Source organism: Vibrio sp. DNB22_10_4, assembly GCF_052879755.1.
On record NZ_JBNNXW010000001.1, the window covers coordinates 1371537 to 1385764 of the forward strand.

The 14228-nt window shown below is 46.0% G+C and carries 11 protein-coding genes; 7 read left to right on the forward strand and 4 right to left on the reverse strand.

Features of this window, described 5'->3' with window-relative positions:
- Positions 1-41 precede the first annotated feature (41 nt).
- A complete protein-coding gene (locus ACVA6Q_RS05930) occupies positions 42-2768 on the reverse strand; it encodes a parallel beta-helix domain-containing protein (protein ID WP_446646860.1) in 2727 nt (908 codons plus the stop codon).
- A gap of 30 nt (positions 2769-2798) precedes the next feature.
- A complete protein-coding gene (locus ACVA6Q_RS05935; protein ID WP_446646861.1) occupies positions 2799-4088 on the reverse strand; it encodes an outer membrane protein transport protein in 1290 nt (429 codons plus the stop codon).
- A gap of 641 nt (positions 4089-4729) precedes the next feature.
- On the opposite strand from ACVA6Q_RS05935, the gene ACVA6Q_RS05940 reads away from it, so the two are divergent.
- Both ACVA6Q_RS05940 and ACVA6Q_RS05945 read left to right on the forward strand, forming a co-directional pair.
- Positions 4730-4981, forward strand: a complete 252-nt coding sequence (locus tag ACVA6Q_RS05940; protein ID WP_112479601.1) for a DUF2999 family protein — start codon at positions 4730-4732, stop codon at positions 4979-4981.
- Between the two features lie 218 nt (positions 4982-5199).
- Positions 5200-6327, forward strand: coding sequence for a cupin domain-containing protein (locus tag ACVA6Q_RS05945; RefSeq protein ID WP_353499091.1), 1128 nt, complete (start codon positions 5200-5202; stop codon positions 6325-6327).
- 52 nt (positions 6328-6379) lie between these two features.
- Here ACVA6Q_RS05945 and ACVA6Q_RS05950 read toward each other — a convergent pair whose 3' ends face one another.
- Positions 6380-7552 (reverse strand): hypothetical protein, encoded by a 1173-nt coding sequence (locus tag ACVA6Q_RS05950; protein ID WP_446646862.1) that lies wholly within the window; start codon positions 7550-7552, stop codon positions 6380-6382.
- 304 nt (positions 7553-7856) lie between these two features.
- Between ACVA6Q_RS05950 and ACVA6Q_RS05955 the strand changes: the two genes are divergently transcribed.
- Entirely contained in the window at positions 7857-8591 is a 735-nt protein-coding gene (locus tag ACVA6Q_RS05955; RefSeq protein WP_446646863.1) for a nucleoside recognition domain-containing protein, read from the forward strand.
- Positions 8591-9058, forward strand: a complete 468-nt coding sequence (locus tag ACVA6Q_RS05960) for a nucleoside recognition domain-containing protein (protein WP_112462870.1) — start codon at positions 8591-8593, stop codon at positions 9056-9058. Before ACVA6Q_RS05955 ends, ACVA6Q_RS05960 begins: the two co-directional genes overlap by 1 nt.
- 71 nt (positions 9059-9129) lie before the next feature.
- Here the strand turns inward: ACVA6Q_RS05960 and ACVA6Q_RS05965 are convergent, their stop codons facing one another.
- Entirely contained in the window at positions 9130-11127 is a 1998-nt protein-coding gene (locus ACVA6Q_RS05965) for a HAMP domain-containing methyl-accepting chemotaxis protein (protein ID WP_446646864.1), read from the reverse strand.
- A gap of 154 nt (positions 11128-11281) precedes the next feature.
- Between ACVA6Q_RS05965 and ACVA6Q_RS05970 the strand changes: the two genes are divergently transcribed.
- The 3 genes from ACVA6Q_RS05970 (at position 11282) to ACVA6Q_RS05980 (ending at position 14153) form a co-directional block, all read left to right on the forward strand.
- Complete coding sequence (locus ACVA6Q_RS05970) at positions 11282-12220, forward strand: LysR family transcriptional regulator (RefSeq protein ID WP_446646865.1); 939 nt, start codon at positions 11282-11284, stop codon at positions 12218-12220.
- Positions 12221-12378: 158 nt separating this feature from the next.
- Positions 12379-13398, forward strand: a complete 1020-nt coding sequence (locus ACVA6Q_RS05975) for a hypothetical protein (RefSeq protein ID WP_446646866.1) — start codon at positions 12379-12381, stop codon at positions 13396-13398.
- A gap of 71 nt (positions 13399-13469) precedes the next feature.
- Entirely contained in the window at positions 13470-14153 is a 684-nt protein-coding gene (locus ACVA6Q_RS05980; RefSeq protein ID WP_353499086.1) for a hypothetical protein, read from the forward strand.
- The last annotated feature ends 75 nt before the right edge of the window (positions 14154-14228 follow it).

Genomic DNA, 14228 nt, shown 5'->3' on the forward strand with positions numbered 1-14228 from the left:
GGCTATGTTGCCGGGCGTTTTTCTAGGGAGTGTTGGCGGACTTACTCCACACAATCCCATCCTGTTGGGTCGATAGAGTTGATCCAGTCAGCAACCAAAGCCACTCCTTCTTTGTGTACGACATGACGACCAAGTTCAGGCATCATGTTGCCATTATCGATGTTGATTCGATAATGCAGAACCGAATTGTCGGCATCCCCTGGCATCACCACATAAGGACTAGGCCCTTTGTGGAACGTAATGCCACGCGCACACAATCCCATTTGACCGACACCTTCTCGCCAATATTCCAACTTAAATGGGTTACTGGCCGCCTTACCTTCTGTTCGATGGCAATGCGCACAGTTAATATCTAAGTATGCTTTGGCGTAGTCTTCTAGCTCGGCCGGAGTTAAATTGGTTGCCCCAGCTTCGGTATCAAACTCTGGTACTGCCGGTAAGTTGCTCGGTGTATCCGGTAAGCTCACCAATCCCAAGTTTTCCCAGTGCAATAGCTGGTTAATCGGATTACCTGAAGATACAGCGCGAACACTGTTCATATTACGTGCTTTTGGTCCAATTGGTGAGAAGCCTGCCGCTTGGGTGCTACCTACAGGATCCGCCACATCTTCGGTAACTTTGTGACACAAAGTACATTCATTACGGCTTGGTACTTCGTACGTAAATGCCAAGTTTTCACCGCTGTGTTCAATCGTGCGCTCAAATGGTACAGATACTGCGGTGAGTGTGGCGTCCGTTTTATCTTCATTCCACACATATGGCAGTGCCACCCAGCCTGAATCACGACGAATCAACAATCGAGTCTCGATCAACTCTTCATCTTCGCCAATCGAATTATCAGTACTCGTTGGTAATGTGAACGTTTTTATTAGTACCGTACCAACTGGGAAATCGAACACTTCTTGAGAGCGGTAGGTCGCCGACACATCTTCTGGCATCAACACATAGCGATACTTGCGAGCGTAATCTGTAAACAGTTCAACGTTCATTTCATACAACGTACCTTTACCTGATGTCGCAAGGTTAAGGTTCTTAGTCGGATCGCTAGCATCAGCGAATAGATGATAGTCAGAGAGATTCGTACAGTTTTCGGCAAAGCTTGCAGAATCACGAGTCAGTGCAGCCCAATTAATATCACCTGCCGTATTAGCACGACACATCTCATTACCAACTATGCCATTGTTACCTGAGCCCGAATCTCCATCATCTGGCGTTGCATCCGTAATGCCCCAACCATATTCCACCCCATCAATGGTTACGGTGTTTACAGCCAAAGGCTGTTTAACATCACACCCACCGCGCAGCAGTGACGTATGAGGGTTCTGGTAGAGGAAATCTGCGTTTGCTGGGTTCTCTGAGTATCGGCCTATTGCTGTTGGGTCTAAGTGATCCACCAGCACACCAACACTGGTTCCAGTATTGTTGATGACACAGTTTGAATCTGCGTCCGTAAAATTGGTTAAGTAGTTCCAGCGGTCAGTACCAAATGTGCCATTAAGCGCATCGCGCAGCTCGGTAAACATTTGCGAGCGCACCAACGACTCACCGGCGCCATCATAGAAAACGGCAGGAAACGCTTGATGCTCAAGTGAATACGCCAGCACCATATCATCAATGAGGGCACCGTTGGGGTTCATGCCCACATTGGTAACCGAATTATCGTGGAAATACATACCTGTCGGTACTGGGTTCCAACCTTGTAAAATCGCAGCTCCTTCAGAGCTACTTGGGCCAGTAAAGCTTGGCACGTACGCTTCTGGGTTGTCATTCACCAACAAGTAGCTGGTCATTGCCACAGCCATTGAGTCGTGGTTATCGATAGTGTTGTTAAAGAACTCGCCATTACGGCCAGATAAAATCACTATACCTGTACCGGGAGGTACGATACCCACCACGCCACAACCACCGACGCCTTTATCACAGGTTGTATCAACATAGTTAACTAAGTTATTGTCGCGAATAGTGTTATTGAACACCCTTACGTCATCAACTAGACGGCCAATAGTGGTTGCACCAGGCAAATCAAATAGTAAGACGCCGCCGGTATTACCCACTGCAAGGTTGCCGTATACATCAACGCCCGAGCTGTTTTCAATTTCAATACCTGCGATGTTTTTCTCAGCCACATTGTTACGCACCACGGCACCAATGGTTTGCCCCACATAAACACCCGCATCGGCACTGCCGTAGCTCCATGTATCTTCGATCAAAACATTTTGCGATTTCACAGGGTAGATACCGTACGTGCCACGCAGTGAACCATCTTCATCTCGTTCACGGGGTACTTCCAGCCATACCGTTGCGACATCACGAATAATCAGCCCTTCGACAGAGTCCGCTTTGATGCCGTTTTTCGACGCTTCAGACACCTGCAAGTCAGATATCACGATATTGCTACCGCCACTGACTGCAATGCCGTCCTTGCCATCTACATTAGAGAAATCCAAAAAGGTCTTCGTTATCCCCGCCCCTTTGAGCACTAGGTTGTCTTTCGAATCAACAGTAAGCTGATTGTTCATTTTGAAACAGCCTTCAGGCAACGTGATAGTGCTGTTGCTTTCTGCTAGTTCTACGAGGTTTTCAATGGCGGTCACTTCACTTGCGCTCGCCCACTCCATACCATCAGCACAATGCGTTGGTGACCCATAGTCAGACAAAGCATAAGCGCCGGTGGACTGAGATTCTTCATATTCGTCACCGTTACACCCGGTAAGGATGACAGCAACCATTGCCGCTAGCGAGAGCGGTCTTAAAAGCGTAGACATCATGATTCATTCCTTATCAAAAATCGTCATCCATTAAAAACGGTGGTTGAATTGCAACGCGTACAAATAAGCGTCGCCTTCAGATTTGAAATCCACTGTCGTTCCAGGCAAATTTTCTGGCTCTAACTCTTCAGTAAAGGTGGTTTCTTTCGCGTCGATGAAGCTAAAACCAAAGTCTAACCAAGTAGAATCACTAAACGCGTAGCTAGCACCTACGCTGTAGTTCATACGGTCAGAGTCCGGTAGGCTAATGCTTGGATGATTGACGTTAGGGGTTTGGTCAAAGGCAATTCCCGTGCGCAACGTGACGGCAGAAGAAACACCATAGGTAAGACCAAGTGCGTACTTGAACGAGTCCTCGAATTTTTCATCCTTTTGCAGCACAGTCACGCCATCTACCGTGCCACGAATTTCTTCGAAAGTGCTCCAGCCAGTCATTACGACGCTGTAGTGGAGTGCAAGTGGCTCCGTAACCTGGTGATAGCCCGAAAATTCAGCAATGCTTGGCAAATTAAGTTCAAGTTCACCGCCGACGGTTTGACCTGGCTGAGTCACTATGCCGTTGGGAACATCCGTGGTGTAATCACCCTTCAAGGTAATATCGACTTTCGAGCGATAGCTAAGCCCAAAGCGATGGTTTTCATTTAGCTCCCATAAAACGCCAAGATTAAAACCATACCCCCAACCATCTCCTTTTAATGAAGTTGCAATATCGGTGCGATTAAAGTTAGTACCATTCTGACTATTAATTGCATCAGCTAATATACCTAAGGTTCGCTCCAGTTCTGCATCAGCATAAACTGCGCTCGCACCAACCGACACACTAAAACTGTCATTGATTTTATAAGCAACGTTAGGGTTAATATTCATCGTTTTTAAGCTGGTTTTGCCAGCAATAGGCCCGGCCAAATAGTCTTTAGGATATTCAGTCATTAGACCAAAGTCGGTAAATAAACCCACTCCGACATGCCACTGTTCATTTATAGGCATGGAAAAGTAAGCTGATGGCACAATGACATCATCGACTACATCGTTGTTGGTCAGCTGTCGATTAAAACTCTCAGAAGGTCCATTACCCGTGACACGAACTTGCGGCGCAATATAGGCTGCTCCTAACGATATTTGCGCTTCACTAAAACGAGTAATCGCCGCGCTGTTATGGGCAATCGTTGCTGCTGAATCAGCAATCGCCGCTTCACCCGCATTCGCTCGACCAAGGCCTGCAGCCGAATGCTCTGCAAGCTGAAAGCCCGCAGCCCACAAGGGTGTGGAGGGTATTGCCAGTAAACCGGCTAGGGAGAGCGTCGCATACCTTTTATCCATTATTATCTACTCCATGATTTTATAAGGATGCAAAAATTCCGTGCGTTTGGGGCAAACACACTATGATAGGAAGTCATTCCATTGTTATGCTGAGATATTGATGCACACTGTTTTCAAGATAAAACGGGTGCAATTAGACATGATGCTTTAGGGGAGTCACCTCTCTTTAAAATAGCTATTGAGCAAACTATCTAAAAAGTTAGAGCGAAAATTCCAATCCAGTTAGTCTTATGTTACAAAAATGTTAAGCCGGTCTCGTTATTTAATTATTTAACGGATTAAAAAATAACAGAATCGCACTTTACCGTATGGCTAACCTGCAATTTATCAAGCATCGTTTTATAACTGAATGCGCATATTGGGCTTTCTGAGTCATTTAACGTACGATATTTTTTATTACTAAAGTAGAAGGCTCTAATTCAATACATAGCTCACCTACCCTTGATTATTATTAAACGCTATACAGTGTCAAAATAATGACTCGCCGTGACAAAATTACGACACTAGCAACTATCAAGCATGCTAGAGCAATACTAAAAGCTCTGCTTTCATGCACTGCGCATACATTGATGGTTCTCTCGACCAACACCTAGTGCTAGAATGTCCGCCCAACGGCTAAAAGTAAAAACAAAGGTAAGATAATGAATCCAATTATTGCCCTATTGAAAGAGAACAATATTAGTGACGCGCAAATCAATGAGATTTTCGAGACACTAACGCAAAACCCATTAGCGGCCATGGCAACCATTAGCCAACTGGGTCTGCCTCAAGACAAACTTCAACTATTGATGAATCAAGTGATGCAAAACCCAGCACTCATCAAAGAAGCGGTAGAAGAGCTTGGCCTCGATTTTGCTAAAGTTGAAGCGGCAAAAGAACAGCTAAACAAGTAATGCCTGAGACGTAAAAAGGCCGAGGTGACATTCGTTATCCTCGGCTTTTTTGTAGCCATAGTTTCAATTTGATGCTGACCCAAACAACTAATCACATCATACAGGTAACAAGAACCGCCTTATTAGGCCTTCTGTTGGTAACTAAGGCGACTTCTCCATCCCAAGTTGCTAGAATCCGCACAGCTTTCAACCGTTACTCGTAAATAATTAAGTTTCCTATGTATAAATTAACCGTAAATCTCGCCGACTTCCTTGCCCAATACTGGCAAAAGCAGCCAACTATTATTAAAGGTGGATTCGCCTCTTTCACGGATCCTATCTCGCCAGAAGAGCTTGCAGGGCTATCGATGGAAGAAGAGATCGACTCTCGCTTTGTCTCCAATCTTGATCAAAATTGGCAGGCTGAACACGGCCCGTTTACTGAACAAAAATTCGCAGAGCTTGCAGATAGCCACTGGTCTTTAATTGTGCAAGCCACTAATCATTGGCATGCGGGTGCTGCTGAACTCATCGAGCCGTTTAAAGCGCTCCCTCAGTGGCTATTTGATGATTTAATGGTGAGCTACTCCGTCCAAGGTGGCGGGGTGGGTCCACACATCGACCAATACGATGTCTTTATTGTTCAGGGAATGGGGAAACGTCATTGGCGAGTTGGCGCGAAAGATATTGGGCAATACAAAGAAACTAAGCGCCATGAAGCACTGCGCCAAATTGAGTCTTTTGATGCCATCATCGACGATGTGCTTGAACCTGGCGATATACTCTATATCCCACCTGGTTTTCCACATGATGGATACGCCCTTGAGCCATCACTCAGCTACTCCGTTGGCTTTCGTTCTCCAAAAGAACAAGAACTTATCAGCAACTTCGCCGACTATGTGTTAGCTCACGACTATGGCGATAAGCACATGGATAAGCCGACTCTCAGTGCTACCAAGCACTTCGGTCAAATCAGCACCAATGATAAAGAAACGCTGACAAACATGTTGATGTCGGCACTGCAAGACGAGTCGACCATCAAAGACTTTCTAGGTTGTATGCTTAGCCAGTCGCGTCATCAGCTCAATATCATTGAACCGGAACAAAAGTGGACATCCGAAGATATCGCCCAGCACCTTTCAAACGGTGGTTCTATCTATAAAGTGGCGGGATTACGTGCTCTGTTACATGAAGAAGAGCCGACCATGGTGTACATCAATGGTGAAGTGTTCAAGTTGCCAGAAGCGCAAACTTGGTTAGCAAGAGCCCTCACAGATAGTGACGTTATTGTGGATATCGAGCCTAACTCTCACGTTGTGCCACTTCTGACTGAGCTCATTAACAAAGGCTACTGGTTCATCGACTAACAACAAAAATGGCGTCCGATTTGGACGCCATTTTTTCTTCTACTCGGGGCGGTTAGTCTTTAATACGAGCAAGAGTAAACAGCGCAAAAGCAAGTGCTACTGCCGCACTTAGCGCAACAAAACTGAACAAGCTCGCCATACCTGCAACCTCACCCACAACACCGCCAAGCGCTGTACCTGCTGCGTAACCACCCGCAATCGCGAACAGCAGGAAGCCTTGAGTCGCGGCAGGAGACAAAGTCGTGACCTTGGCAACAATTGCCGGCTTAACCATGTCGACCATCGACAAGCACTGCATAAACACTAGGTGCATCACAAGTGGTAGATAAAAGTATTCTGTAGAGCCCGTGACTAAGTTTGAAAGTACCGTACCAACCACAATGTAGCCAACTAACCCCACAACCCACACTTTACCTGCCCCGAATTTTCCAAGTGCACGACCAGCAATATCCAATGTTAATAGGCTAATTACCGAAGAGATGGATAGCAACAATGCCGTTGCTGACTTGTCAATGTTAAACAAGCTTTCAAATAGGTTAGGACCTTGAGCGACTTGGTTAGAGCTTGCCAGCATTGCAATGAACACCGCCAACAGGAAAGTAACAAACGTTAGGTTCCAGCGGCCTTTTTCTTCGCTTTCACCTTGTTGTGGTGTATCCGACACAATGCGCTGCGCTGCCACCTTGCCATCAATAGATACAATGATCATCGCAATAATCGAAAGCGCGCCAACAATACCGAAGCTGAGCGTTGCGCTGATGCCTTCAGCTATAGCCAGAATGGCACCCATGACAATCGCGCCAACAAAGATACTTTGGTTCATGCGAGTTAAACGCAATGCCTCTTGCGCTTTATCAAAGCCTGCTGCCACGATAAAAGTCGGGTTGACGGTCATTAGTGTGATAGAGCCAAGACCCACCAAGAATGTCGCCAGATACATCGCCCACGTAGTAGGAACAAAAGCGAACAACGCCATGGCAAAGGCATAGAATACGAGTGATGCTTTTTGTGCCATGCTATGCAGCTTCAAGCGATCGACGGTTGAACCTATTAGTGGCGCAATAAAACCGCTTAATCCAACAAACGAAAGCGCTGCTCCCGTGTGTACCATAGAGCCCGTTACGTCGAGAATATGACTAGGGATCAAAAGTGGTAACGCGATAAGCTGGATAGCACCAAACATAAACGCTGCGGCATACCAAAATGAAAGTCCGTGTTTTTGCATAAGTTAATGACCTGATTATCTGATTTCTATTGTCAGCCTATTCTTATTTGCTGCCAATGAGCAGTATCAAACCAGAATAATAGGTAACATACTCCGCGAGTTTCACGAAACACATTAACTCGGATTAGCTAAATTAACCCAAACCATTAACAGAGCTATATCTATTTTATGCTCAATTTCACAGTTACATATTTTGTAATATTTAGTTTCTGCAAAATAATCCTTAGGTTGATGCGGATCAGTATTTTCGTGCTTCAACATCCTCAGACTATGCACTCTGTTCCCCCTCTCTATAGGTTGTTCTATGTCTGATTTAACAAAAGATCGTAAGGTCACAATCGGAAGCTACATAGCCCTAGCTTTTGCGATTGTCTTTTTCTCCGGTTTACTCCAATCCAACGAATGGTATGGGGTATTTGATTTCACCACGCTCAATGGTGCATTTGGCCAAGTTGCCCACAACGTCACTGAAACTGAAAATGGCGTTCAAGCTGCAACCACCTCTTTTCGCGGTGTCGGTGGCAGTGGTGCACGTGACGGCTTCATTTTCGCATTGACTCTGATTCCAACCGTGATGTTCGCTCTGGGTATGATTAATGTGCTTGAGCACTATGGCGCGCTGGATGCGGCTCGCAAATTACTTTCTCCCCTTCTACGTCCGCTAATGGGCATTCCTGGCAACTCTGGTCTCGCATTGATAGCCTCATTGCAAAGTACCGATGCGGGTGCGGCGATGACGCGTCAGCTAAAAGACGAAGGACACCTAACCAAGCGCGAAACCGACGTTTTCACCATGTTCCAGTTCACCGCAGGTGCGGCGATTGTAAACTTCTTCTCGTCTGGTGCCGTGCTGTTCACATTGACTCTAATGGACGGCTCACTTGCCGTGACATCTTCAATTGGCTTGGCCGTCGCCGTCATGTTCTTGTTTAAGTTCGTTGGCGCGAACTTGTTCCGTTTGTACTTGAACATCACCGAAGGTAAAGAAGACAAAACACCAAAACAAGATTCAACAAACGCGCAGCAGGAGACCGCATAATGAGCGACGTAAAAGCTAAAAAACCAATGGTCACTGACATTTTTGTTGAAGGTGCAAAGAAAGGTTGGGTAATCGCCACCACGTCAACCGTACCGAATGTCCTAATGGCATTTGTGATCATCAAAGCACTGCAAATTACCGGTGCTCTAGATGCTATGGGCGCTATTTTTGCTCCAGTCATGGCTATTTTTGGCTTGCCAGGTGAAGCGGCGGCTGTACTTATTGGTGCTTGGATGTCGATGGGCGGCGCGGTTGGTGTGGTCATCACACTGTTTGACCAAGGCATCTTAAATGGTACTCACATTGCTATCTTAGCGCCTGCTATCTATCTGATGGGATCTCAAATTCAATACATGGGTCGTATTATGGGACCGATTGGTACTGAAGGACGTTACATTCCAGTAATGATCGCAATCTCTGTACTCAACGCCTTTGGTGCTATGTTCCTAATGAACATTTTGGTCTAGCAACAGCACTAATTTGACCATAAAAAAATGCCCATCATTCTATGTTGATGGGCATTTTCTATTTGTGGCGATTACACCTTAAAATTAGCGACTTGCTGATGAAGCTCGCCCACGTTCGCGGTGACCTGCTCTGTCACCTCATTGGCTGAACGTGTTTGTCCTGCGACCGCACTGAGCGAGTCATTGATATCATTCACTAACCCTGAGATGGTTTGTGTCGCATTCGCCTGCTGCTCTGCGGTTGCCGCTAAGCTCGCCATTTGTGCATTCACAAGTTCTACTTGTTCTGCCGACAACTGAATTCGACCCAGCGCTTCATGAGTCTGCTCCATAGCATCGGAAGCAATCGAAGTTCCCTCATTGATTTGCTCTTCCACTTTATTGGTTGAACTGCGGATAGCTTGCACAATGGCGTTTATCTCTGTAGTGGACTCCGTTGTTCGGCTGGCAAGCATTCTCACCTCATCAGCAACCACGGCAAAGCCTCGGCCTTGCTCTCCTGCTCTTGCCGCTTCTATCGCCGCATTAAGCGCTAATAGATTGGTTTGCTCAGCCAACCCTTCTATTACCTCGGTTACTTTGCCGATAGCTTGACTCTCGTTGCTAAGCTGCGCGACGAGCTGCTGTGCAGTTTGAATCGCACTAACCAAATCCGTCATATTGCCGTGGTTTTCGGTCAGCATGGTTTCACCAGAGGCTAACTCTTGCTTAGCATCCACCAGCGCAGAAGACGAAATCTGAACCTGGCTTGCGGTTTGCTCAGAGCCCACCGCAACCTCAGACAGCGAATGACCAATATTATCTAGGTTTGACGACTGCAATTCAACTTGCTGCAAACTTTGGCGACTATGTTTGGTCAAGTCATCCATCTTGTCCTCAACAGCGCCAACACTTTGCGACACTTGCCCCACTAACCTAGACAGTGATTGGTTCATGCTGTTGATAGAGACCATAAGATCCGCCAATTCATCGCGGCCAGTGACCGTCAGTGGTGCACTCGACACATCACCTGCAGCGATCAACTGCGCACGCTTAGCAATTAGCGACACACGGCCACCAATTTGACGCCCTAAGAAATGGGAAACGATAAAGGCGACACCAAGAACAGCAACGCAGCTTAGCGCTAATATTGCCAGCAGTGATTTCACGCTAGAGCCGATGCTATTTTCTGTCTCGCTTGCTTTTTGTTGAGCAAGAAGAACCACATTATCTAGCTCACTTTCAACTCGCTGAATCGATGGCAGCAACTCAGATTCCATCAAGAAATTAGACTGGTTCCAGCTTGGAGATTGGCGCAGTTCAATCACTTGTTTTGCTAGCGGCAAATACAGGCCTTTCATCTCATTAAACAGAGACCATAGACTTTCATCACTGCTACTAAATAGCTGTGTTTTGTAGCCGATTTGCTCGACGACTTTAGCGTGTGATTTCAAAAAGTCATTGTACTTATCGAGATAGTCTTGATTGCCGTACTGAAGATAATCTCGCTGAGCAGAAAGTGCGTTAGCAAGAGAATTGTAGGCGTCGGCATAGAGTTTAAATAAGCGTTTGCGCTCACCACCCGCCACGCGACCTGCTTCGTCGTTGATAAGCCCCTGTATTTGATCAAGAGCGACCTCAGCAATTGGCGCCGCTTCATTGATAAATAGCGCATGCGCTGGGAGGTTGTCATGGGTTTGCGCAATCTCTAATATTTTATTCGCGGTCTCTTTAATCGATGTCCAGCGCTCACTCACTGCCAAATAGGTTTGTTCCGGCAACAGTCCTTCTAAGCTAATAAGCTGAATATCAACGCGTTCAATATGTTCCAGCACCTTGGTTTTAGAGGCCTCTACCTGCTCTTCCGAACCCACCAACAACATATGGCCTCTTAACTCAGAAACCGTGGTTTGCAGTGACTGACCAAGCTGGCGACTGGCGTCAACCGTTGGCAAGTCAAAGCGCAATAGTGAATGTGTTTGTGTTTGCAGTCCATCGACGCTTCGATACACAAACAGAGATGAGACGATAAAAAGTACTGCAAGCGCTAGATAACTCATCCGAAGCTTACTCGATATCGAGAGTTTCATCCTTAAACCTCTATAAAATACAACCGAATTATCACTATATCGGTAAATTAAAAGAATTCTAAACATTTTGTTGATGTTTTTATTACCAATTTTTTGCGATGCCATGGATTAGACTTTAAGATTGAGATCAAAGTCGACATCACAAGGTGCAGTTATGGCTAAAGATTTATTCGCAAATCTTGATTTAAACCTATTGAGAACCTTCATCATCTTGAACCAAGAGCGCAACATGCGAAAAGCGGCGGAGCGCCTGTTTGTCTCACAGCCCGCCGTAAGTAAAGCTCTGCAACGACTGCGTGATCACTTTGATGATGAGCTGTTCGTGAAAACCCATCATGGATTGCGTGCTACCGAAAAAGCACACCAATTGGCGGATGCATTAAGCCCTGTCATGGATGATTTGGCGAGTGCAGTCAATCACTCTGCAGAATTTGACCCAGCGGAACTGGATGTCACCTTAAAGCTTGCTATCTCCCCTTTTTTCCTCGCCGGGATCGCCAACCAACTGTTTAATGCTATCCGGGCAGAAGCGCCTAATGTGCAAGTTCAGCTGCTTAACTGGAGTAAGTCAACGATTCAAGATATCGTCAACGACGATATTCATTTAGGGCTAAACTACACCATCAATCATGCACCAAAGGAAATCATCCAAAAGCGCATCATAGAAGACCGGTTCAAAGGCTACTTGCGTACTGGGCACCCGTACGACAAAGACTACCTAGAAATTGATGACGGTGTAGAGTTTGAAATTGCCACGCTTATTGCCGCTGACTGGAACTCAAATCAATCCATATCGGAAAAGATGATTCGTATGCGAGGCCATGATCCTAAAATCGTATTTCGATCCGAACTTCCCTCGGCAATAATCGACGTAGTGAAGCACTCAGATATGATGTTCCCAGGCTCTAGCTTTTTAAACCTCGACACACACCCGGGACTACGCTCACTCGATATCTACTTCGGTAGCGCGGCCATAGACACAGATATCAATGCCTTCTACCACTACAAAAACCGAAACAACACCACAACCTTGTGGCTACATAAGCTTATTAAGACAATTTTAACCGCTGATAACCCTGGGTTATCAGGCTAATAATAGCTATTTATTAATAACTTAAGTTCATTAGCATGATAAAGGCTGTTCATTAGTTCAGCCTCATCAAATTCTTTATAGTTCTCTCATCGGCTCGGAACGCCAATTCAAAAAGCAAGAAGCCTCCTTTAGTTCCAATACAATTTTGAGAGATAACCATGAAACTTAAATTAATCAGTGCAGTAATCGCCGCTTCATTCCTAGCAGGTTGTTCTTCTAATGGTTCTAGTAACGATGGCGGTGAGCAAGCACCGCAAGATGGAATCGCCAACGTAACCGTTCATGAAGGTGATGTTTTCAACGCTGCGCTGGTTGAAGGCGACGAAGGCAACCACAATGTACTTGCTGTAGGGGGCACCGAAGGCAATGGCTACATTGTTCACAACGGCACAACTTATCTCGTTGAGGCGGGTGATGTGACTACCCTTGACGGTCAAGAAGTTGGCAGCATTCAAGCACAAGACGGCGGTTTCATTTTCCACGGTGTTAACGGCGGTGAAGTTAAGCTAACTAATGTTGATGGTCGTCTGGTTGTTTCGGATTATCAACCACCTCGTCCTGGTAACGATTTACCAGTTACCGACCCAGATTTCGGTGTAAGTCCAAGTGATGTTTGGTTTATCGATAGCGAAACCGGTGAGCTTAAGTTTAATGGTGAGACCGTTGGCCAAATCTCTCCAACAGATGACGTGGTCGATGGTACAGGTACTTATAACGTTCGAATTGGCGATGACTACGAAGTAAAGCAAATCCAAGTGATTAACTATGGTGGCTATGTTGAGATCAAAGTACCAGGCAAAGGTCGCCTTGCGGTCACTATCGATAACGGTGTGATTAGCCGCATTGGATGGGATGCTCCAGAAATGGATCAACCTATCGAGATTGACCCTGGCTTTGGTAATGATCGAGTGATTAAAGATATCGAGCGCCAAGAAACAGCTACCGGTGTTGAAATCAAACTGGTCGGCTTCAACGGCGGTGAAGTTTACGTGTACACCGACCGAAATGGCAAAGTGGAAGATGTCAAAATGAACTCAGAGGCGAGTGCGTTCATTAAAGCTCACTTACCTAAATCAGAGATCAACCGCGATGAAGTAAGACAAAAATTGCAATCGCTATCTCAAGAACAACGCCAACAAATCAAGCAAGCACTAAAAGACCGCGTTGGTCGCTCTTAACAGACAGCATCATTAGATAAAACCAAAGGAGCCGGATTTATTCGGCTCCTTTTATTTTGAGCGAAAGAAATATGAAGAGATACATTGCTACCGCGATGGCGTTGTTGCCTTTTTCTACGTTGGCCAGTCACCATGAATTGTCCTACTACGAACCAACCATGAGCTTTCAAACCTCAAAAGTGGCAGACACTTGGGTTGGAACTCTTTCCGGTACGGTTCAAGCGACAGAAGAAATCAATCTAGGGTTTGAAGTTGATTCAACGGGCTACCTTGAGCTAGGTGCCGGCTACGGTATGTTGTTAGGCGAAACCTATACAGAAGCCTTCGCTACATATGGCAGAGCGGACTTGGTCGACATCTACAACCTTGGCGCTTTCGCCGGTCGTATGCTTAGCCACAATGTTTTAGTCTTCGCTTCAACATCCTATGAGTGGCGAAAAAATGTCTTTCAGAGTGATGACTTCCCTATTTTGAGTCCAAATTTCAGCACACACCGCGAATGGAAAGCAAGCTTGGGAGCAAGCTACACCCCAGTGACTTGGCTAACCTACAGCTATGCGCTCAACCACGACCGTATTATGTCCGAAACACATTTGGAGCCCAGTATTTTTCATGCCGACTTTACCCTGACCTTTAAGCCAAAATATGTAGAGCCATATGTAAAATACCGATATGGCCAACACCGCGTCCGTCCGGGAGAGCCAAGAACGACAGAAGGTACATTTGAGTTTGGGTTTAACCTAAATTTCCGATAATCAAAAGTTATTAAGGCCAAATGCAGTCAGCATTTGAGCTATTGACTACTTGCCCTTTTGAGAAGTGGTAAGCAG

Bases quoted from the DNA above. Each gene is read 5' to 3' on its own strand.
- ACVA6Q_RS05930 (WP_446646860.1), bottom strand. From the start codon at position 2,768: ATGATGTCTACGCTTTTAAGACCGCTCTCGCTAGCGGCAATGGTTGCT.
- ACVA6Q_RS05935 (WP_446646861.1), bottom strand. From the start codon at position 4,088: ATGGATAAAAGGTATGCGACGCTCTCCCTAGCCGGTTTACTGGCAATA.
- ACVA6Q_RS05940 (WP_112479601.1), top strand. From the start codon at position 4,730: ATGAATCCAATTATTGCCCTATTGAAAGAGAACAATATTAGTGACGCG.
- ACVA6Q_RS05945 (WP_353499091.1), top strand. From the start codon at position 5,200: ATGTATAAATTAACCGTAAATCTCGCCGACTTCCTTGCCCAATACTGG.
- ACVA6Q_RS05950 (WP_446646862.1), bottom strand. From the start codon at position 7,552: ATGCAAAAACACGGACTTTCATTTTGGTATGCCGCAGCGTTTATGTTT.
- ACVA6Q_RS05955 (WP_446646863.1), top strand. From the start codon at position 7,857: ATGTCTGATTTAACAAAAGATCGTAAGGTCACAATCGGAAGCTACATA.
- ACVA6Q_RS05960 (WP_112462870.1), top strand. From the start codon at position 8,591: ATGAGCGACGTAAAAGCTAAAAAACCAATGGTCACTGACATTTTTGTT.
- ACVA6Q_RS05965 (WP_446646864.1), bottom strand. From the start codon at position 11,127: ATGAAACTCTCGATATCGAGTAAGCTTCGGATGAGTTATCTAGCGCTT.
- ACVA6Q_RS05970 (WP_446646865.1), top strand. From the start codon at position 11,282: ATGGCTAAAGATTTATTCGCAAATCTTGATTTAAACCTATTGAGAACC.
- ACVA6Q_RS05975 (WP_446646866.1), top strand. From the start codon at position 12,379: ATGAAACTTAAATTAATCAGTGCAGTAATCGCCGCTTCATTCCTAGCA.
- ACVA6Q_RS05980 (WP_353499086.1), top strand. From the start codon at position 13,470: ATGAAGAGATACATTGCTACCGCGATGGCGTTGTTGCCTTTTTCTACG.